At 72.8% G+C, this 18,468-nt stretch carries 17 protein-coding genes; 4 read left to right on the forward strand and 13 right to left on the reverse strand.

The genetic code is table 11. The annotated features are described in order from the left end of the window. The first annotated feature begins 94 nt into the window (after positions 1-94). The gene (locus AAFN69_RS28685) at positions 95-529 is read left to right on the forward strand and encodes a VOC family protein (protein WP_347731759.1); all 435 of its coding nucleotides are present in this window, start codon (positions 95-97) and stop codon (positions 527-529) included. Between the two features lie 70 nt (positions 530-599). On the opposite strand, the gene AAFN69_RS28690 is transcribed toward AAFN69_RS28685, so the two are convergent. Next, on the reverse strand, positions 600-1,898 hold the full coding sequence (locus tag AAFN69_RS28690) for a diacylglycerol kinase family protein (RefSeq protein ID WP_347731794.1): 1,299 nt from the start codon (positions 1,896-1,898) through the stop codon (positions 600-602). A gap of 562 nt (positions 1,899-2,460) precedes the next feature. Between AAFN69_RS28690 and AAFN69_RS28695 the strand changes: the two genes are divergently transcribed. Together AAFN69_RS28695 and AAFN69_RS28700 are read left to right on the forward strand one after the other, a co-directional pair. Next, the gene (locus AAFN69_RS28695) at positions 2,461-5,823 is read left to right on the forward strand and encodes a S8 family serine peptidase (RefSeq protein ID WP_347731760.1); all 3,363 of its coding nucleotides are present in this window, start codon (positions 2,461-2,463) and stop codon (positions 5,821-5,823) included. Positions 5,824-5,918: 95 nt separating this feature from the next. Then, positions 5,919-6,674 carry a DUF2071 domain-containing protein gene (locus AAFN69_RS28700; RefSeq protein ID WP_347731761.1) on the forward strand — a complete coding sequence of 252 codons (756 nt, stop codon included), beginning with the start codon at positions 5,919-5,921 and terminating at the stop codon, positions 6,672-6,674. 62 nt (positions 6,675-6,736) lie between these two features. On the opposite strand, the gene AAFN69_RS28705 is transcribed toward AAFN69_RS28700, so the two are convergent. Further along, the gene (locus tag AAFN69_RS28705) at positions 6,737-8,071 is read right to left on the reverse strand and encodes an amidohydrolase family protein (RefSeq protein WP_347731762.1); all 1,335 of its coding nucleotides are present in this window, start codon (positions 8,069-8,071) and stop codon (positions 6,737-6,739) included. Between the two features lie 132 nt (positions 8,072-8,203). Between AAFN69_RS28705 and AAFN69_RS28710 the strand changes: the two genes are divergently transcribed. Further along, positions 8,204-9,157: a MurR/RpiR family transcriptional regulator gene (locus tag AAFN69_RS28710; protein ID WP_347731763.1), complete on the forward strand. Its 954-nt coding sequence runs from the start codon at positions 8,204-8,206 to the stop codon at positions 9,155-9,157. 83 nt (positions 9,158-9,240) lie between these two features. Here AAFN69_RS28710 and AAFN69_RS28715 read toward each other — a convergent pair whose 3' ends face one another. The 11 genes from AAFN69_RS28715 to AAFN69_RS28765 all read right to left on the reverse strand — a co-directional run bounded on the left by AAFN69_RS28715 (position 9,241) and on the right by AAFN69_RS28765 (position 18,421). Beyond that, positions 9,241-9,513, reverse strand: coding sequence for a hypothetical protein (locus tag AAFN69_RS28715; protein WP_347731764.1), 273 nt, complete (start codon positions 9,511-9,513; stop codon positions 9,241-9,243). A 213-nt stretch (positions 9,514-9,726) separates the two neighbouring features. After that, positions 9,727-10,725: an NAD(P)H-binding protein gene (locus AAFN69_RS28720; protein WP_347731765.1), complete on the reverse strand. Its 999-nt coding sequence runs from the start codon at positions 10,723-10,725 to the stop codon at positions 9,727-9,729. Positions 10,726-10,750: 25 nt separating this feature from the next. Further along, positions 10,751-11,338, reverse strand: coding sequence for a TetR family transcriptional regulator (locus AAFN69_RS28725; protein ID WP_347731766.1), 588 nt, complete (start codon positions 11,336-11,338; stop codon positions 10,751-10,753). A 183-nt stretch (positions 11,339-11,521) separates the two neighbouring features. Continuing rightward, positions 11,522-12,022 (reverse strand): MarR family winged helix-turn-helix transcriptional regulator, encoded by a 501-nt coding sequence (locus AAFN69_RS28730; protein ID WP_347731767.1) that lies wholly within the window; start codon positions 12,020-12,022, stop codon positions 11,522-11,524. Next, positions 12,023-12,907 carry a class I SAM-dependent methyltransferase gene (locus tag AAFN69_RS28735; protein ID WP_347731768.1) on the reverse strand — a complete coding sequence of 295 codons (885 nt, stop codon included), beginning with the start codon at positions 12,905-12,907 and terminating at the stop codon, positions 12,023-12,025. It abuts the gene before it with no gap. Next, positions 12,900-13,433, reverse strand: a complete 534-nt coding sequence (locus tag AAFN69_RS28740; RefSeq protein ID WP_347731769.1) for a VOC family protein — start codon at positions 13,431-13,433, stop codon at positions 12,900-12,902. Before AAFN69_RS28740 ends, AAFN69_RS28735 begins: the two co-directional genes overlap by 8 nt. Beyond that, positions 13,430-13,747 (reverse strand): hypothetical protein, encoded by a 318-nt coding sequence (locus AAFN69_RS28745; RefSeq protein WP_347731770.1) that lies wholly within the window; start codon positions 13,745-13,747, stop codon positions 13,430-13,432. The genes AAFN69_RS28740 and AAFN69_RS28745 overlap by 4 nt, the downstream gene beginning before the upstream one ends. Further along, on the reverse strand, positions 13,744-14,844 hold the full coding sequence (locus AAFN69_RS28750) for a class I SAM-dependent methyltransferase (protein ID WP_347731771.1): 1,101 nt from the start codon (positions 14,842-14,844) through the stop codon (positions 13,744-13,746). The genes AAFN69_RS28745 and AAFN69_RS28750 overlap by 4 nt, the downstream gene beginning before the upstream one ends. A gap of 90 nt (positions 14,845-14,934) precedes the next feature. Beyond that, positions 14,935-16,488, reverse strand: a complete 1,554-nt coding sequence (locus AAFN69_RS28755; protein WP_347731772.1) for an ABC transporter substrate-binding protein — start codon at positions 16,486-16,488, stop codon at positions 14,935-14,937. Next, the gene (locus AAFN69_RS28760; RefSeq protein ID WP_347731773.1) at positions 16,485-17,459 is read right to left on the reverse strand and encodes an oligopeptide/dipeptide ABC transporter ATP-binding protein; all 975 of its coding nucleotides are present in this window, start codon (positions 17,457-17,459) and stop codon (positions 16,485-16,487) included. Before AAFN69_RS28760 ends, AAFN69_RS28755 begins: the two co-directional genes overlap by 4 nt. Then, on the reverse strand, positions 17,456-18,421 hold the full coding sequence (locus AAFN69_RS28765; RefSeq protein WP_347731774.1) for an ABC transporter ATP-binding protein: 966 nt from the start codon (positions 18,419-18,421) through the stop codon (positions 17,456-17,458). The genes AAFN69_RS28760 and AAFN69_RS28765 overlap by 4 nt, the downstream gene beginning before the upstream one ends. Between the last annotated feature and the right edge of the window lie 47 nt (positions 18,422-18,468).

Below are 18,468 nucleotides of genomic sequence, written 5' to 3' on the forward strand. Positions count from 1 at the left end.
ATCGTACGCTCCGGGGGATCAGCGGGACCAGTGGGGGCACCGCCGGGCGGCCTGCCTCCCTTCGGGCCCTCGCCGACGTGGCAGGATCCGCGGCATGGAATGGACTGTCGAACTCATCGTGGTCCCGGTCACGGACGTCGACCGTGCGAAGGACTTCTACGTCGACCGGTGCGGTTTCACCCTCGACCACGACACTCCGGTGGGCGGGCAGGGACGGGCGGTCCAGATCACCCCGCCGGGTTCCCGCTGCTCCCTGGCCTTCGGCAGCGGATTCCCGCCCCTGCCGGGGCAGCCCGAGATGACTCCGGGTTCCCTGCACGGCCTCCAGTTGTGCGTACCGGACATCAGGGCCGCCAGAAGCGGACTGGCCGCGCGGGGCGTCGAGGTGACTCCGCTGCACCATCTCGGCCCCGAGGGGTGGGCCGAGGGCTACCGGGACGAGCCCTGGAGTTCCTTCTTCGCCTTCACCGACCCGGACGGCAACGGCTGGTACGTCCAGGAGGCACCGGCACCACTGGCGGAACGCTGACCGGGGCCCGGCGGCGGGTGCGGGGACGCCTCCACGGCGGGTGCGGGGACGCCGAGGGCGCCGGCGGCGCTCAGTCCCGTTCCGGCGCGGGGACCGGCTTGCCGAGAGCGAGCAGAGCGATGTGCCGCCAGTTCGCCCTCGGGCGGCTCCTGGGGGCACCGGGGCGCCGGCGGGGAAGCAGGACGCGCAGTGCGCGCGGGCGGATCGTGCACACGGCGGGGGCGGGCAGGGTGAGGGCCTCCCCGTCGAGGGCGACCGGCAGTTCGCGGGCGGCGGGCGCGGTGATCTCCACCCGGCGGGCCGTCAGCTGGGTCAGTCCGCCGGCCTGGGCTCCGAGCAGGGCGAGTTCCGCCGCCTGCGCCGCGCTCTCCACCTGGATGCCGATGACGCCCAGCACTCCCCGGTCCAGCCGGGGCCGGCGCCCGGACCTGAGCAGATCACCCTCGGCGTAGGGGTTGTTGCTGACCAGAAGCGCCTGCCGGGAGGGGAGCCGGGTGCCGTCCGCGAGCGCTTCGAGCCGCTCGCCGGGCTCCTTCAGCAGCAGATCGGGCAGGGCGGCCAGCGCGGTGCCCGCCTGGTCGTCGCGGTAGCCGGGATCCTGGACGATCTCCGCGTACACCCCGAACGAGGCGGTGTTGACGAAGGGACGGCCGGACACGAACCCCAGATCCACCCGGACCTCCTCCCCCTCGGTCAGGGCGTCCAGACAGCGGGAGGGGTCCTCGCGGTCCAGGCCCAGATCCATCGCGAGATGGTTGCGGGTGCCCGCCGAGATCACCAGGAAGGGCAGACCGTGCTCGGCCGCGACGGCCGCCACCAGCGCCTGGGTGCCGTCGCCACCCGCCACTCCGAGCAGATCCGCGCCATCGGCCACGGCGCTCCGGGCGAGCTCGGTGACATCCGCCCGGGTGCCGGCGGGCAGCACGATCACCCGGGCGCCCAGCCGCTCCGCCTTCTCCACCAGGCCGAAGCGGACGACTTTGCCGCCGCCCGACTTCGGATTCATGATCAGCACCGGGGCGCGCGGCGGGCGGCGGCGCTCGAAGCGCATGGTTCCGGGCGGCCGGGCCCACCGCAGCGCCGACCGCGCACAGCCCAGCGCCGCCAGCCACAGGGCCACGGCCACCAGCGCGAGGACCCAGAGGCCGTGGGTCGTGTAGAGGACGATCACGGCGATCGGGGCGGCGACCAGCAGCAGCACCCCCGCCACCCGGCGCGGCCCCCGGCGGGCGAGAACCAGCCAGGTACCGGCCGCGGCCACGAGCAGCGCCGCGAGGCCGCCCGTCACGATCAGCAGACCGCCCCAGCGGACCGCGAACACCAGCGCCGCGACCGCCGCCGCCGCGCCGGCCAGCGAGAGCCGCGCCATGACCCGTGCCCGTCTGAGCGCTTCGGGGCCGGCCACAACCACCACCGTTCCGTCCCGTGCCACCGTCCGGCGGTGGAACCCGGCGTCCACCGGCGCCGGTTCGGCTGTCCCGAACCGCCCGGGCCGTGTGTCCGGGCCGTATGACAGCCCGCCCCGTCCGCCCGGGCCGCGCGCCGCCCATTGTGGCGCAAACACCGCTCTCCGGCCGCAGGCACACCGGCGGCCGGGCCCCGGAAACACATCCGGCCGATGGCACTCCCCTCGGTGCCCGGCCAGCGGCCGGCACCGGCCGCTCCGTCCGGCGGTGAGCGCACCCGGGCAGCCGCTGAACAGCGGCGACCCCGATCCCGGCGGGTGACAGCCACCGGCGGCGGCCGTCTCCCGGATCGGCGGAGCGCGGCGGGGCGCCGCCGTTCCCGGAGAGACATCCGATGGTCGCGTTCCGGCCATCCACCAGGCCGAGGCAACGGAAGGAGGCCGCCCCTCCTCTTCTCCGCGGGACGTGGGGAGCGGGGCCACTCCCGGCACTTCACCCCCCGACCCCGCCGAGCAGGGAGTCACCTTGTTCTCCAGCACACGGAAGAACCGTGGTGCCGTGGCCGCGACCACGGCACTCATGGCGGCGGCCCTCGTCGCCGGACCGGCCAGTACCGCCTCCTTCGCGGAACCCCCCGATCCGGGCCGCGAAGGACGAGCCGCGGAAGCCTCCGAGGGCCAAGCGACCTCCGCCGGCGGGACCCGCTGGGTCACTCTGATCACCGGTGACCGGGTCGGTGTGAACACCGCGGGCAGGGTCGTGGCCGTCGACCGGGCCGAGGGGCGCGAGAGCGTACCCGTGCGGAGTTGGGCCGAGCGCGGTCACACCTTCGCCGTCCCGGCCGACGCCGAGCGGCTGATCGCCCGCGGCGTCCTCGACAAGCGGCTCTTCGATGTCACCGTGCTCAGCGGCGCCGAGAGCCGGCGGGCCTACCGCGACGGTCTGAAGGTCATCGTCGAGTACACGGGCGCGTCGGCGGCCGTGGCCCGTGCGGGAGTCCGCGCCGACGCGAAGGTGGCGCGCACGCTGCCGTCGATCGGCGCGGACGCCGTGACACTCCCGGCGCGGGACCCGGGCGGGCTCTGGACCGCCCTCACGGAAGCCGGAGGCGGAGCTCCCGCCGCCCGGACCGCCGCCGGAATCGAACGGGTCTGGCTGGACGCGGTGTACACCGCGAACCTGGACACGAGCGCGGGCCGGATCGGCGCCCCGCGGGCGTGGCAGTCCGGCTACGACGGCCGGGGTGTCACCATCGCCGTCCTGGACAGCGGGGTGGACGAGACCCACCCGGATCTGGCGGCGCAGGTCGTCGGGGCGGCGAACTTCAGCTCCTCCCCGGACACCCGGGACCGGCACGGGCACGGCACGCACATCGCCTCGATCGCGGCCGGTACCGGGGCCAAGTCCGGTGGCAAGTACAAGGGGGTCGCCCCCGGGGCCAAGATCCTCAACGGCAAGGTCATGAACGACTTCGGAACCCTGGAGTCCGGGGCCATCGCCGCCGTCGACTGGGCCGTGGGCCGGGGTGCCGACATCGTCAGCATGAGCTTCGGCACCGGTGACACCCCCGAGATCAACCCGCTCGAAGCGCACATCAACCGGGTGACGAAGGAGAAGGGCGTCCTCTTCACCGTCTCCGCCTCCAATGAGGGACCGGCCCCCGGTACCGTCGGCTCCCCGGGCAGCGCGGCGGCGGCCCTCACCGTCGGCGCCGTGGACGACGCCGACCGGCTCGCCCCCTTCTCCAGCGTCGGCCCGCTGCACGACGGCGCGGTCAAGCCGGATGTCACCGCTCCCGGTGTGGGCATCACCGCGGCCTCGGCCCCCGGCAGCGTCATCGCCGGGGAGGTGGGCGAGAACCCGGCCGGATACTTCACCATCGGCGGTACGTCCATGGCCGCCCCGCACGCGGCGGGCGCCGCGGCCCTGCTCAAGCAGCGCCACCCCACCTGGACGGGCGAGCGGCTCAAGGCCGCGCTGACCGCCTCCGCCCAGGACGGCGGGTACTCCGTCTTCCAGCAGGGCACCGGCCGGATCGCCGTCGACCGCGCCATCGAGCAGACCGTGGTCGCCGACGAGTCCACCGTCTCCTTCGGCGTACAGCGGTGGCCGCACACCGACGACCGGCCCGTCGCCGGGCAGATCACCTACCGCAACCTCGGCGACCGGGACATCACCCTGGATCTGACGGTCAAGGCGCTCGATCCCCGGGGCGAGCCCGGACCCGCGGGCCTCTTCACCCTCGGCGCGAACCGGGTCACCGTGCCCGCAGGCTCCACCGCCGCCGTGCCCCTCACCGCGGACACCCGGATCGGCGGTGACAACAACGGCGTCCACACCGCCGTCGTCACCGCGGCCGGCGGCGGCCGGACCGTGCGGTCGACGGCCTCCGTGGACCGCGAGGTCGAGTCGTACGACGTGACCCTCGACTTCGTGGGCCGGGACGGCCGGCCCGGCACGGAGTTCTACACCTATCTGCACCAGCTCACCGGCACCACCCCGGGCGATTCCTCCGTCACCCTCCACGGCAGCGCCACCGGCACCGAGCGGCTCCGGCTGCCGAAGGGCGACTACGCGCTCTTCTCCAGCCTGTGGAACGCGACCGGCGGCTCGGACCGGCTGGTCCAGCCCAGGCTGGCGCTGACGCGGGACACCGCGGTCACCGTCGACGCCCGCACCACCAAGCCCGTCGAGATGACCGTCACGGACCCCCTGGCCCGGATGACCGGCGCCTCGGCGAACGTCTCCGTCAGCATGGGTGAACGGTCCATGGAGTTCGGGGACCACGCCTCCACCACCTTCGACGGCTTCCGCACCGCGCAGCTGGGGCCGGAGCAGCCCACCGGTGTCCGGCTCAGGGAGGTCTTCCACGCCCAGTGGGAGCGCGACGCCTCGACCCAGTACAGCCTCGCCGCCGGAGGTGAGGTGAAGCGGCTCTTCACCGGATACAGCAGGAAGTTCGGTGCCGCCGATTTCGCCAGGGTCACCGCGGTCCTCGGCGCCTCCGTCCCGGGCAAGACGGGGCGCACGACGGCGCTGGGCGGGAAGGAGCGGGTCGACTTCGGCTCCGATTTCTCCTTCCCCCTGCCCGGTTCACGGACCCACTATCTGGCGACCGACGGGGAGGCCAACCGCTGGTCGCTGTCCGGGTCCCAGCTCAATGCCCAGGGCCGGGAGGAGATCGGCCACACCTCCCCGGAGCGGGACTTCCGCCCGGGAACCAGCCACCGGGTGAAGCTCGGCACCGCCGTGCACTCCCCGTTGACGGAGGAGGGCCGCAGCGGTGTCTTCCGCCAGGGGAACAGGCTGGAGTTCGTCGTGCCGCTGTTCTCCGACGGCCGGGGCAACACCGGCCGTTCCTCGTACTCCTCGGCCAGGACCACGCTCCACCGGGGCACGGCCCTGATCGGAGAGGGCGAGGACGCGCTGACCGGCTGGAACTTCTACCGGGTCGGCGCGGACGACGCCGAGTACACCCTGGCCACCTCGGTGACCCGGGGCGCGGACGTCTCCGCCGCCGGGAGCCGGATCGACGCCTCGTGGACCTTCCGCAGCGCCGCGCCGGCGACGGACGCCGAGACGCGCACTCCGCTGTCCGCCGTGCGGTTCGGCGCGCGGGTGGCCCTGGACGGCACGGTTCCGGCGGGCCGTACGGTGACCTTCCCGGTGACGGTGCAGGGGCCCGCGGCGGGTGAGGGGCTGCGCTCCCTCTCCGTCTCCGTGTCGTACGACGGCGGCGCGACCTGGCTGCGGACGCCCGTCGTCAAGGGGATGATCACCGTCGAGAACCCCGCCGCGGGGAAGACGATCGCCCTGCGGGGTGAGGCCGCCGACACCGGGGGCGGCTCGGTCGGCGTGACCGTGTACGACGCGTACGCCGGCAAGTAGCCGCGGAGGGCCCCGTCGTCCGGTGATCCGGGCGGCGGGGCCCTCCGCCGTCCGCCCGGCCGGTCCGCCGCCGGCGGTCTGGAATCCTGACCGTCATGTCGAGCACAGAGCGCCGCCCGGATCCCGTCAGCCCCGACTGCCCGGAGGGGATAGCGAGTCCGCTGCTCACCCAGTGGTGGCGGGATCTCGCCTTCGTCCACTGGGCCGTGGACCCGGCGCTCGTGGCCCCTCTGATGCCGCCCGGGACCGTGCCCGACACTCTGGACGGGATGAGCCATGTCGGTCTGGTGGCCTTCCGGATGGACCGGGTCGGCTGGTTCCGGCTGCCCGGAATCCCCTACTTCGGCGCCTTCCCCGAGACCAATGTGCGCCTGTACTCGGTGGACGCGCACGGCCGGCGGGGTGTGGTGTTCCGCTCGATGGACGCCTCACGGCTGCTACCGGTGGTCATGGGGCGGGCGGGCTTCCGGCTGCCGTATCTCTGGTCCCGGATGTCCGTCCGCTCCGATGGCGACAGCCTTGTCTACACCAGCTCCCGGCGCTGGCCCGGTCCGCGCGGCGCGGGCGGCCGGATCACGATACGGAAGGGCGAGCGCGTCGGGGAGCCGACGGAGCTGGAACACTTCCTGACCGCCCGGTGGGGAATGCACAACGCCTTCCCCGGCGGTGTCGCCCATCTCCCCAACGACCACCCGCGCTGGCCGCTGCACCGGGCCGAGCTGGTCGAGTGCCGGGAGGATCTGGTGGCGGCTGCGGGGCTGCCCGGGCCGCTGGGGGAGCCGGTCAGCGTGCTGTACTCGCCGGGCGTGCCCGTCCGGCTCGGCAGACCCGCCCGGGGCGGGGCCGGGTGAGCCCCGCCCCGGCGTCCGGGGCCGGCCCCGCCCCGGGGAGGGGCGGAGACCGGGATCACGGATCAGGGTTCGACGGTGAACCCGTGGCTGATCACCGCGGCGGGTGCCTTGAGCACGGACACATCGCGCAGCGGATCGCCGTCGACGAGTACGGCGTCCCCGCGGAAGCCCCGGGCGAGGCGGCCGGCCGTGCGCTGGAGGCCGATCAGCCGTGCCGCGCCGGTGGTGGCCGTGCGGATGGCGTCGAGGGCGGGCAGTCCGGCCTCGCGCATCAGCTCGATCTCCCGGCCGATGGGGTCGATCGCGCCGCCGAAGGAGTCGGTGCCCGCCGCGACCGGGACACCCAGCTCGAAGGCGCGGCGGACGGCGCGCCGGGCGATGGGCAGGAAGAGCCGCCCCCGCTCGGCGAGGATCGGATCGGGGTCGGCGGCCAGGCTCGCCATCGCGGCGAGGGTGGGGGTGAAGTACGTACCGCGCCGGCGCATTTCGTGCATGGTGCGCTCGCCCATGTACACCCCGTGCTCAATGCTGGCGACGCCCGCCATGACGGCGTCGTGGATGCCCTTCTCGCTGTAGCTGTGGCAGAGCACGCCGGCTCCGCCGCGCCGGGCGGCGGCGACGGTGGCGGAGAGCTGCTCGCGGTCGTAGACCTGGGTGAGCGGGTTCTCGGTGGGTGAGCCGGCCCGCTCGTTGACCCGGGTCTTGATGACATCGGCGCCCCGGGAGAGGTTCACCTGGACCAGCCGGCGCAGTGCCTCGGGGGTGCGCACACCGTCCTTGAGCAGGGCGAGCGGGGCGAGATCGGGGTCGGCGAGCACGGTGTCGCCGGGCTTCGGGGTGACGAAGACGCCCGCGGCGCGCATCCGGGGCACCCGCTGCGGATTCCAGCGGGCGAGCTCGCGCAGGGCGATGTCCTGGTAGAAGGCGGTCGAACCGCTGCGCACACTGGTGGCGCCGAGGCTGATGGCCCGGTGCGCGTCGGTGAGGGTGCTGAGGTGGATGTGGGCGTCGACCAGGCCGGGGAGCACCCAGCGGCCGTTCGCCCGGATGGTCTTCGCCCGGCCGCGTACGGCGGCGACGTCCTGGCGGGTTTCCCTGCGGGTGCCGGCGGCGCGGACGATACCGTCCTCGATGACGACCACGGCGTCCTCGGTCGTCCGCCCGGTGAGCGGGTCGAGGAGGGTGCCGCCGTCGATGATCAGCGTGCCGCCGCGCGGCGGCCGGCCGGATCCGCCCCCGGCCGCCCCTCGTTCCCCGGCCGTGTTCCCGGCCGCCGCCGCGGTGCCCGTGACGGCACCGGACAGCGCCGTACCGCCCGCCAGTACGGCGGCGGCGGCCATGACCCCGCGGCGGGTGACCCGCGACGAGGGAGGCGGTGTATTGGGGTCAATGCACATGGACAGCGCTCCTTGAGGGTGTTGCTGTGACTCCGCGGCGCCTGGCCAGTGCCTGATGGCGTGGACGATAGCTGCACGTGAAGGTGCATACAACACTTGATGCACGAAATTGTGCAGAGGGAGAATGGCCGGGTGATCGACAACGGTGCCGGGAGCGGCAGGGGCGGGCAGCCGCCCGAGGACGACGGGACCACCGTCGCTCAGTGGCTGGACGGTTTAGCGGCGGGGGCGCGGCTGGGCCCCAAGGCCGGGCAGGTGCGGCAGGTGCTGACCACCCAGCCCACCTTCGGCTCGTACGCCACCGCCGACGAGGTGGCCGCGCGTGCCGGGGTGAACCGGGCGACGGTGGTCCGGTTCGCCCAGAGCCTGGGTTTCGACGGATGGCCCGGTTTCCAGGCGGAGTTGCGCGCGGCCCATCTCAGCCGGCGGTTCGACCCCGGGACGCCGTCCGGCGCCGAGGGCGGCCGGCTGGCCGCCTCCCTCGCCCGGGACGCGCAGAATCTTCGGGAGCTGGAGCGGTCCTTCGACTTCGGGACGGCCCGCGCGGTGGTGCGCGCCATCCGGGACGCGCGCCGCACCCTGGTCCTCGCCTCCGGCACCCATGCCGTGGCGGCGAGCGCGCTGGCGATGGTGGCCGCGAGCCGCGGCTTCCCCGTGGAGTACGAGGACCGGGGCGGGCCCCGGCTCGCCAACGCCCTCGCCGGGCTGGAGGCCGGGGACTGCGTGGTGGCCTGGAGCTTCTGGCAGCACTACCGGGAGACGGCGGCGGCCCTGCGGGTCGCCCGCACGGCGGGCGCGGTGACCTGTGTGATCACCGATACCCGCCATGCGCCGCCCGCGCTGGAGGCCGCGCATGTCCTGGTGATCCCGACCGAGGGGGTGGCGAACATCCAGTCCATGACCGCGGCGACCAGTGTGGCGTACGGCCTGCTGGCGGAGTTGCTGGCGACCGATCCGGCCGCGAGCAGGGCGGCGGCGCGGCGTGTCTCCGGTGTCTGGCACGAGCTGGGCCTCTTCGCCGAGGACGAGCCGGCGCGCGGTGAGCCCGGCACGGACGGGGGCGCCCCGGCGGCCCGGCCCGGCTGACGGGTTCCGGCGCCGTCCGGAATGACTGCGCCGGAATGACTGCGCCCGCCGGAGTCACGGCACCATCCGGAATCACGGCGCGGTCAGAGCCGGCGGCGGGCCCGGAGCTCGCGGCCCGCGCTCAGGGAGATGGCCACCCCCATGACCGCCAGGCCGCTGAGGGCGACGGCCATGTTGTCGATCGCGAAACCGCCGAGGAGGACGACACAGCCGAGGGCGTCGGCCAGGTCCAGCCGGGCTTCGCCGCGCGGTCCGGCTTCGGGGCGGCGCATGCGGCGGAGAGCGGAGACGATCGGGAAGAGCTGCGCGGCCATCAGGGCGAGGAGTGCCCAGCGAACCATGACGGGTATGTCCACACCCCGAACCCTAGGGACCGGCCGGACGCCAGGGGTGACCGGAGGGTGAACGGCGGGCCAACTCCCGGCGGTGCGGGGGCCGGAGAGCGGGCGGGGCGGATGCCGGGGTGCGGCGCCGCGTGCGTCGCGGGGCCGTCCGCCGGGCCCCGCGGGCGGCCCCCGCGGGGGCCGGGAGCTTTGGAACAACGACCCGGAGCCGGGTCCGTTCCCGGGTCAGCGCGGGCGGAAGTCCTCGGCGTGGTCCGCCGCCCACTCGGCGAAGGTCCGGGCGGGTCTGCCCGTGACGGCCTCGGCGGTGGGCATCGGCCCGGGTGTCCCGTACCCGCCGCCGGGGCCGGCCGTCTCGAACGGATCCACCGGGCCGGGAACCGCGGATCCGGGGTCCAGCTGCCCGGAATCCGGGCCACCGGAAGCCGGACGGCCCGAATCCGGCCCACCGGAACCGTACCCGTCCCCGTCCGGCCCGCCGGGGGCCGCGTGGCCGCCGTCGTACTCCTCGAAGCCGAGGAGGAAGTCGGCGTTGTCCGCGGCGAATCCGCCCTGTGCCCGGTAGATCTCGCGGGCCCGCAGCGGACTCACCGTCTCCAGGCGGATCTCCGTCCCGAGCGCGGCGCCGATGAGCTCCACCTGCCGCCGGTGGGTGAGGAGTTCGGGTCCGTTCACGTCGTACGCCCGCCCGGCGTGACCGTCCTCGGTGAGCGCGGCCACCGCCACATCGGCGATGTCCCGCTCATGGACGGGGAACCAGCCGTCATCGGGCGCGGCGTCGTGGACGACGCCCCCGCTCCGGATCGGGGGTCCCCACAGGGCGAGTTTGTTCATGGCGAACTCACCGGGGCGCACATGGGTCCACTCCGCTCCGGACTCCTCCACGGCCCGCTCCACCGGCAGATGGTGAGTGGTGTCGGAGCCGTCGGTCACCGCCCCCGAGGAGAGGACCACGATCCGGCGCACCCCCGCGGCCCGCGCCAGCCCGGCCACCTCCGGTGCCGTCTCGGGGACGGGGAAGAGAAAGAGCCGCTCGGTACCCTCCAGCGCGGGGGCCAGCGAGCTCGGTTCACCGAGGTCACCCCGGAACACCCGTACTCCCGCCGGGAAGACGCCCGGCCGCGGCACGCGGGTCAGTGCCCGCACCTCATGGCCCCGGTCCAGCAGGGCGCGGACCACATGGCGTCCGACATGGCCCGCCGCGCCCGTCACCAGAATCGTCACGGGCTTCGTCACCGCACGGGCCGGGTCACGCACGACGGGCCCCGATGCCGTGCTCCAGCGTACGGATGACCTGGACGGCGGCGCCGTGGCGCGGGAGATCCCCGCCGCCGACCGCCATACAACCCGCCGACACCTGGGCCCACAGCACATGCTCGATCCACTCCGGCCCCACCCCGGAGTCCAGGACCCCCTCGGCCTGGCCGCGCCCGATGAGCCGGCGGATGTCCTCGGCCACGGTGTCGGGCTCCTCCCGTGCCTCGACGGCCTCGGTGATCCGCGGGTCGCCGTAGAGGAAGAGCACCTGATCACCCACCCCGAGCATGGCGGTGACCAGCCGGCGCAGGGCCTCCAGCGGGGCGCCCTCCTCGATCCGCGCGTCCGCCAGCGCCTCGTCGAGCAGGCGGAGCGAGTCCTCGACGACCGCCGACTCCAGCTCCTCCCGGTCGGGGTAGTAGCGCTGGAGGGTGCTGCGCCCGATGCCGGCCGCGGCGGCGATCTCCGCCAGGGTGGCACCGCGGCTGCGGGAGAGGACCGACGCGGCGGCGCTGAGGATGGCCCGGCGGGTGCGGCCGCGGGCCCCGATCTCGGATATGGGGTTGCTGGGGTTGCTCATATCCCGAAAGTAGCAACGGAGAGCCCCTATTGGGGCAGTACAGATTTGAAATGGGTCACCAATGACCCATAGTGAGCGAACTCTGGCTGGAACAGGTGGGTACGAGGTCCGGATGCCGCTTCCCGCACCTCCGGGCGGAGAGCGGCATCCGGACCACTGGATCGCAGCGGGGGCCGGGCGGCCTCAGCGGGAGAGGACGTTCCGGTCCCGGGCCGGGAGTGCGGCCAGAGCGGCGGGTTCGAGCCAGGAGAGCACCTGGGTCAGCACCCGCATCGTCCTGGCCAGGTCCTCCCGGCCCACGATGACCTCGATCTCGCGCTGAAGGCCCGAGATGACCTCGAACACGGCCGTCTCCAGATCCCTCCCCGCTTCGGTCAGGGTGATCACCTGACGGCGGCCGTCCGTGGGATCCGGGGAGCGGACGATCAGGCCGGCCCGCTCCAGATCGCCGAGCAGCAGTGTGCCCGACGCTCTGGCCAGCGCCAGCGAGGTGACGAAGTCGTTCTGCAGCATGCGCCCGTCGGGTGTGCGCCAGAGTCTCACTAACGCCGCGGCCTGGGCATAGGTGACGCCCAGGGGCCGCAGCGCCGCGGACAGGCGGTCCTGAATGAGCCGGGAGGTCAGCGTCAGCAGCCCGCTGAGATGGTTCTCCGACCCGAGGAACGCGTCCTCATTCTTGTCCACCTAACGGAGACTACCCTTGCGCGCATGCCAGCTCGCGGACTGGCTGTGGCGCTCGACCCGCACGATGTCCTCGCACCCCAACTCGGCCAGCAGCGCCGGGTGATCGGCCCGTGCGTAATCGAGCATGAAGGGTTCGACATTGCTGCGGACCATCCGCTCCCGGCTGCGCCAGTCGGCGTCGTTCTCCGGGATGGCCCAGTCGAAGAAGCCCAGGAATCCGCCGGGCTTGCAGACCCGCACCATCTCGCCGACGGTGCGCCGGATCTGATAGGCGGGCATCTCGTGCAGCAGATGGGACTCGTGGACCACATCGAAGGCGCCGGTCTCGAAGTGCTCCAGATTGCCGGCGTCCATATGGTAGAAGCGGACATTGCGGATGCCCAGCTCCTCGGCCCGGCGGCGGGCCCAGCGCAGCACCGACGGCGAGAGATCGACGCCGATCACCTCGGCCTCCGGAAAGACCTGGGCGTAGACGAAGGCGGTCGCTCCGGTGCCCGCGCCGACCTCCAGGATGCGCTTGGGGCGCACCCCGCGGTCGAGCACCTGGCTCTCCACCCACCACTGGATCTGTTCGCGCTTGCCGAGCGGGAAGTCCTCGGCCATCCGTTCCAGCCGGTAGCCCATGGACGGATGCATCCAGTGCAGACCGTTCATGTGGTGGACCGGGTTGGCCACATAGTAGGCGGGGAAATCGGCCGGTTTCCGCTGCCCTGGGGCGAGCAGATCGGAGAGATCGCCGGGGCCGGTGGCTTTCGGCGCCCGCCTCATCTCCCATTTGATGACCGCGCGGGAGAGTTTCGGATGCTTTCTGGCCAGGCGCAGGGAGAGCAGGGTGGGCCGCCAGCCCTCGGGCAGGGGTGGCCTGGGCCGGGTCTGTTCAGTCATCTTTCGGCTCCGGATCCGGTACGTAGCGGGGCTCGGCCGTGTAGCGGGGGGTGTCGGGGTCCTCCAGGTTCTGCTCCCCGACACAGCGGGCGTTCGGGGCCTGGATCTTGATGATGTTGTTGTCGGGGTCCAGCACGGTGAGGAGCCGGCCGTACTGGCCCTTGAACTCGGGGGTGAAGTACGGCACCCCCATCGCCTCCAGATGGGCCTTGGCCACGGCCAGATCCTGGACCTGAAAGGTCACCGAGACAGGGGTGTCCCAGACGTCCGCGGGCTCCCCGGCCGCCACTCCCCTGCCGGTGATCTCCACCCGGCGGTTGTCCGGGCCGACGAGCACGGCCATCCGGAACGGGCGGTTCGGGACCCGGATGGGGATGTCGAACTCCAGCTTGAAGCCGAGCACATTGCGGTACCAGCGCACCGCTCTCGGCTGGTCGGCGGAGCGTATGGTGATCATGCTGGTGCGCCAGAGAATCGATTCCTCGGTCTGGGACGGCTCACGCTCCAGCCAGGCGGGCACGGTCATGACCCGGCCGCCCGGTGGGTGGCCTCGGCGCCCATCAGGTCGGCCGCGATCGGGCCGAGGAGCCGGTCGAAGAAGGCGTCCCGGTCCGCCCGCCAGGCCGGTTCGTCACCGGCGGGCACGACATAGCTCTCGGCGGCGCCGGCCGGCAGCGCACCGCCGTCGGTGAGCAGTGCCTCCAGGACCCGGACCCGGTCGCGCAGGACATAGGTCTCGCCCGCCAGGGCGAGCACCATGCCGAGGAGCTTGTCCACGGCGGGGTCCTCGAAGAAGACCATCTGTCCGTCGGTGATCCGCGCGGTGCTGTTCTCGTTCATGCCGGCTTCCTTCCCGTGACCATGCGCCAGCCGCCCGCCCGTGCCCGGCGCGGGTCGGGGGGAGCGGCTGATCCGTACGCCTTCTTGTCGCCGTGCCGGAACGCGTCCACGACGGTGGTCTCGACATCGGCGTAGCCCGCGTCGAGGAGCGGCTTCTCCAGATCCATTCTGAAGAAGTCCGACATATATGGCTCATTGTTGATATGAGCGTGCCAGTCCATCATGAACAGGCCGTAGGTGGTGGGCAGTTCGCCCGCCGTGTAGATGGCGAACCGGCCGCCCGGCTCCAGCAGCCGGAAGCTCTCCCCGATGATCGCGGAGATGTGGTCCGCCGGCATCTCGTGGAAGATCATGGTCGAGGTGACGAGCTGGAACGAAGCGCTCTCGAAGCCGGTGTCGGCCGCGTCCTTCTGGAGGAAGCGGATGGGCAGGCCCCGTTCGGCGGCCTTGAGATGCGCCCACTTCAGGAACGGGGCCGCGAGGTCCACCCCGATCACCTCGGCGCCGGGGAAGGTCTCCGCCAGGCCGAAGGTGCCGTCGCCGGTGCCGCAGCCGAGGTCGATGATGCGGCGGTACGGTCCCTTCGGCAGCGCCTCCGTCTTCGCCCGGTGGATCGAGCCGACGTTCTCCAGGCCCGCGAAGTGGATCCGGGTGCCGAAGTCGTAGACCGGTCCGTCCAGGTCGTCCCGCCAGTAGCCGCCCTTCTCCAGGTGGTAGTCCACATCGGCGTAGTACGCGGGCATCTCCAGCTCCGGGTCGAGCTCCAGCCCCTCGATCGCCGCGATCCGCTCCTCCAGCCCGGCCCGGTGCGACTCGATGTAGGCGTGGGTGCCGTGCGGCCCGTACTTCATCAGCAGCTGGGTGTGGCGCTGGAGGTACATGAAGTAGCGGAAGAGCGCGGAGTCCTCGATGACCTCGCCGATCTCGGCGGTCTCCTCGGGTGCGTGCCCGTGTCCGGCCTCCCACTCCTTCGCCCGGGCGTCGAAGACGTCCAGCAGGGGGTGGTGGAGTTTGGCCCAGCCGATGCGCAGGCCGAGATAGAAGTCGAGATAGGCGCGTTCGGTGCCCGTGACGGGCTGGTCGTTGAGTCCCAGCATGGTGCGTTCTCTCCTGTTCCGCTGTTCTGCTGCCTGGGGACATGAGCCGGCGAGGTGTCCGGGCCGGCCCGGTGCGGTGCCGGCGGGGTGTTACGAGCCGCCGATGCGGACACCGCGCAGATTGAGCCGGCCGTAGGTCAGCGCCCGCTCGTCGATGCCGCTGACCTCCGCCCTGCGGGCGACGAGAAGTCTGGGGTAAACGGGCGGCAGTTCGACGGCCTGCTCGGTGAGGGTGCGGTTGAGCCGGGCGGCGATCCGGTCGCGCTCCGCGGTGTCCCGGGTGCCGAAGAGGGTGGCGAAGTCCCGGTCGAAGGCGGGGTCGCGGTAGCCCGGGTTCTGCCGGGAGGCGGCCCGGTAGACGGTGAGCTGGGAGAGCGGCATCGCCCCGCCGACCAGCCCGTACTCCTGGACGGTCAGGGACATGTCGTAGTCCCTGACCAGCCAGCGCCGGTTCCAGTTGGCCGGGTCGGCGACATCCAGCGTCACCTTCAGGCCGAGTCTGCCCCAGTTCTCGGCGAAGACCTGGGCGATGTCCCGGGCCGCGCCGCTGGTGGAGACCATGATCTTGAAGGTGGTGTCGCCGGGGGCCCCCGAGCGTTGCAGGAGCTGCCGGGCGCGGTCGGGGTCGGGTCCGGCGGGGTAGGGCCGGTAGCCGGGCTCATGGCCGGTGACATTGGGCCCCAGCGGGCCCTGCGCGATCTCCGCCTCGCCGTGGTAGACCGCCTCGCGCACCCCTTCGCGGTCCATCGCGAAGGCGAGGGCGCGCCGGAAGTCGGGGTTGTCGAAGGGTTTGCGGGTCATGTTCATCATGGCCCGGATGCCGCCGGTGCCCTGCACCTCGTGGAGCCGCAGCGAGCGGTCCCGGGTGATGGCCGCGATGTCGACGGGCTGCACCCCGGTGGCGATGTGGATCTTCCCCTCGCGGAGATTGACCAGCCGGGTGGAGGGGTCGGGCACCGAGGTCATCACGATCGCCGACAGCGCGGGCTTGGGCCCCCAGTAGCCGTCGAAGCGGGTGAGCCGCATGGACTGGCCGGTGACGACCTTCGCCACCCGGAACGGACCGGTCGCCACCAGCTCGGCCTTCTCTGCGATGAAGTCCTTGTGGCTGATGGGGATGCGGGCGAGCTGGTCCGGGAGGATGCCGTACGGCATGGCCAGTTCCAGCCGTACGGTCCGGGGGTCGACGGCGACGGCGCGGCGGAACCAGGGGGCGAGCAGGGACAGGAACTGGCTTCTGCCCCGGCTGCCGGGGATGAAGTTGAAGCTCGCGGCGACATGTTCGGCGGTGAGGTCGTCGCCGTTGTGGAACCGGACGCCGGTGCGGAGGCGGATCGTCCAGGAGAGGCCGCCGGCGCCCGCCGCGGGCAGTGACTCGGCCAGGTGCGGGACGAGTTTCCCGGCGGGGTCGTGGGTGAGCAGGGTGTCGGTGGCGGGCTCGGTCACCCAGCGGACGTTCTGGGAGTTGGAGTAGAGGGGTGCGTAGCCGACGGGGATCTCGAAGAGGCCGACCGAGAGGGTGCCGGAGGAGCCCCCGCCGCCGGAGCTGTCGGCGCCCGCGCAGCCGGTGACGGCGGCCGAGGCCAGCAGGCCGGTGGTCAGGGAGAGGACGGTGCGTCTGGAGGGTGGTGGGAGTGCGGTCATGACGGGCTCCAAACGGTGAGGTGACAGGACGTCAGATGTCCGGTGCCGGTTTCCCGTGCGGTTGGGCGGGTGGTGGCGCACTGGGGCAGGGCGTGCGGGCAGCGGGTGCGGAAGCGGCAGCCGCTCGGGGGGTCAACGGCGGAGGGCACCTCGCCGGGGAGCGGGCGGAGTTCCTTGCGGCGGCGCGGGTCGGGCACCGGGACCGCGTCGAGCAGCGAGCGGGTGTAGGGGTGGGCGGGATCGCCGAGTACGGCTTCGGCGGTGCCGGACTCGACGACGTGCCCCAGGTACATCACCAGCACCTGATCCGCCAGCAGCCGGGCGACATCCAGCTCATGGGTGATGAGCAGATAGGTCAGGCCGAGGTCGTCGCGGAGGTCGCAGAGCAGATTGACCAGCCCGGCCTTGACGCTGACGTCGAGGCTTGCGGTGGGTTCGTCCAGGACGAGGACGCGGGGTTCGGCGGCGAGGGCGCGGGCGATGGTGACCCGCTGGAGTTCGCCGCCGCTGACATCGGCCGGGTACCGCCGGAGGAAGTCCGGGGAGAGACCGGTGAGTCCGAGGAGTTCATGGACCCGGGCCTCCCGGCCTGCGGCGTCCAGGTCCCGCCGGTGGATCCTGAGCGGCTGGTGCAGGGCGTGGCCGATGGTCTTGCGCCGGTTCAGGGCGGACCACGGGTTCTGGGCCACCATCTGGATCCGCCGCTCGCCCGTCACCCGGATCGATCCCGAGGTGGCGGGGGTGAGTCCGAGCAGCAGCTTGGCGACGGTGGACTTGCCGCACCCGGACTCCCCGATGATGGCGAGGGTCCGGCCGCTCTCGGCGCGGAAGCCCACGTCGTCGACGGCATGCACGGTCCGGGAGCCCCGGGCCCGGAACCAGGAGCCCGGATTGATGCCCACTCCCCTGGTCCTGCCCTGTTTAAGAGTGAAGTGCTTGGTCAGGCCCTCGGCCTCGATGGCGGCGGTCATGCGGCGGCCTCCCCGGTGTTCTGGGCGTAGTGGCAGCGCACCAGCGAGGTGCCGACGAGCCGGGTCTCGGGCTCCTGCCGGCGGCAGTGGTCGTCGGCCCGGGGGCAGCGCGGGGCGAATCCGCATCCCGGGGCCCGGTTGGCGCCCTCGGCGGTGCCCGGGATGACCTTGATGCGCTGGCCGCGGCTGTAGCGGCTGGGCAGGGCGCGGAGCAGGGCCTGGGTGTAGGGGTGGCGGGGCCGGTCGAAGAGTTCGCCGATCGGGGCGGCCTCGACGAGCCGTCCGCCGTACATCACCCCGACCCGGTCGCAGACCTGGGCGATCACGCCGAGGTCATGGCTGACGAAGACCACTCCCAGTCCGAGGCGTTCGCGCAGATCGAGGATGAGCCGGAGCACCTGGGCCTGGACGGTGGCGTCGAGGGTGGTGGTGGGCTCGTCGGCGAGCAGCAGCGCGGGGCGCCGGGCGAGTGCGGCGAGCATGATCAGCAGACGCTGGAGCTGGCCTCCGGAGAATTCGAAGGGGTAGCCGTCCAGCCGCTCGGCGACCGCGCGCAGTCCCACCTGGTCGAGCAGATCCTCCAGTTCGGACTGCGGTAGGTCGCCGAGGAACCAGCGGAGCTGCTTGCGCAGCGGGGTGACGGGGCTGAGCGAGGTCATCGGGCGCTGCGGGATCAGTCCGATACCGGTGCCCCGGATGCCGCGCAGTCGGTCGCCGCCGAGGGTGAGCAGATCGCTGTCGCGGAAGCGCATGGCCGAGGCGGTGGTGACCGCGACGCCCGGCAGCAGCCGCATGATCGCCGAGAGGACGGTGCTCTTGCCGCTGCCCGACTCCCCCACCAGGCCGAGGATCTCGCCCGGGGCGAGGTCGAAGGAGACGTCCCGGACGGCGGGGACCCGGCCGCGCGCGGTGTCGAAGACGACATTCAGATCGCGCACGGTGAGCAGGGACTGGGTGGACATCAGAGCTCCCGGGGCGCGCGGGCGGCGGGCACGGGCGGGGACGGGAA

The sequence above is a fragment of the Streptomyces sp. CAU 1734 genome (genome assembly GCF_039888735.1).
Taxonomy (GTDB): domain Bacteria; phylum Actinomycetota; class Actinomycetes; order Streptomycetales; family Streptomycetaceae; genus Streptomyces.

What these genes read in the sequence shown, in the direction of transcription:
- AAFN69_RS28685 (WP_347731759.1), top strand. Translation starts at nt 95, where the DNA reads ATGGAATGGACTGTCGAACTCATCGTGGTCCCGGTCACGGACGTCGAC.
- AAFN69_RS28690 (WP_347731794.1), bottom strand. Translation starts at nt 1,898, where the DNA reads ATGGCGCGGCTCTCGCTGGCCGGCGCGGCGGCGGCGGTCGCGGCGCTG.
- AAFN69_RS28700 (WP_347731761.1), top strand. Translation starts at nt 5,919, where the DNA reads ATGTCGAGCACAGAGCGCCGCCCGGATCCCGTCAGCCCCGACTGCCCG.
- AAFN69_RS28705 (WP_347731762.1), bottom strand. Translation starts at nt 8,071, where the DNA reads ATGTGCATTGACCCCAATACACCGCCTCCCTCGTCGCGGGTCACCCGC.
- AAFN69_RS28725 (WP_347731766.1), bottom strand. Translation starts at nt 11,338, where the DNA reads ATGAGCAACCCCAGCAACCCCATATCCGAGATCGGGGCCCGCGGCCGC.
- AAFN69_RS28735 (WP_347731768.1), bottom strand. Translation starts at nt 12,907, where the DNA reads ATGACTGAACAGACCCGGCCCAGGCCACCCCTGCCCGAGGGCTGGCGG.
- AAFN69_RS28740 (WP_347731769.1), bottom strand. Translation starts at nt 13,433, where the DNA reads ATGACCGTGCCCGCCTGGCTGGAGCGTGAGCCGTCCCAGACCGAGGAA.
- AAFN69_RS28745 (WP_347731770.1), bottom strand. Translation starts at nt 13,747, where the DNA reads ATGAACGAGAACAGCACCGCGCGGATCACCGACGGACAGATGGTCTTC.
- AAFN69_RS28750 (WP_347731771.1), bottom strand. Translation starts at nt 14,844, where the DNA reads ATGCTGGGACTCAACGACCAGCCCGTCACGGGCACCGAACGCGCCTAT.
- AAFN69_RS28755 (WP_347731772.1), bottom strand. Translation starts at nt 16,488, where the DNA reads ATGACCGCACTCCCACCACCCTCCAGACGCACCGTCCTCTCCCTGACC.
- AAFN69_RS28760 (WP_347731773.1), bottom strand. Translation starts at nt 17,459, where the DNA reads ATGACCGCCGCCATCGAGGCCGAGGGCCTGACCAAGCACTTCACTCTT.
- AAFN69_RS28765 (WP_347731774.1), bottom strand. Translation starts at nt 18,421, where the DNA reads ATGTCCACCCAGTCCCTGCTCACCGTGCGCGATCTGAATGTCGTCTTC.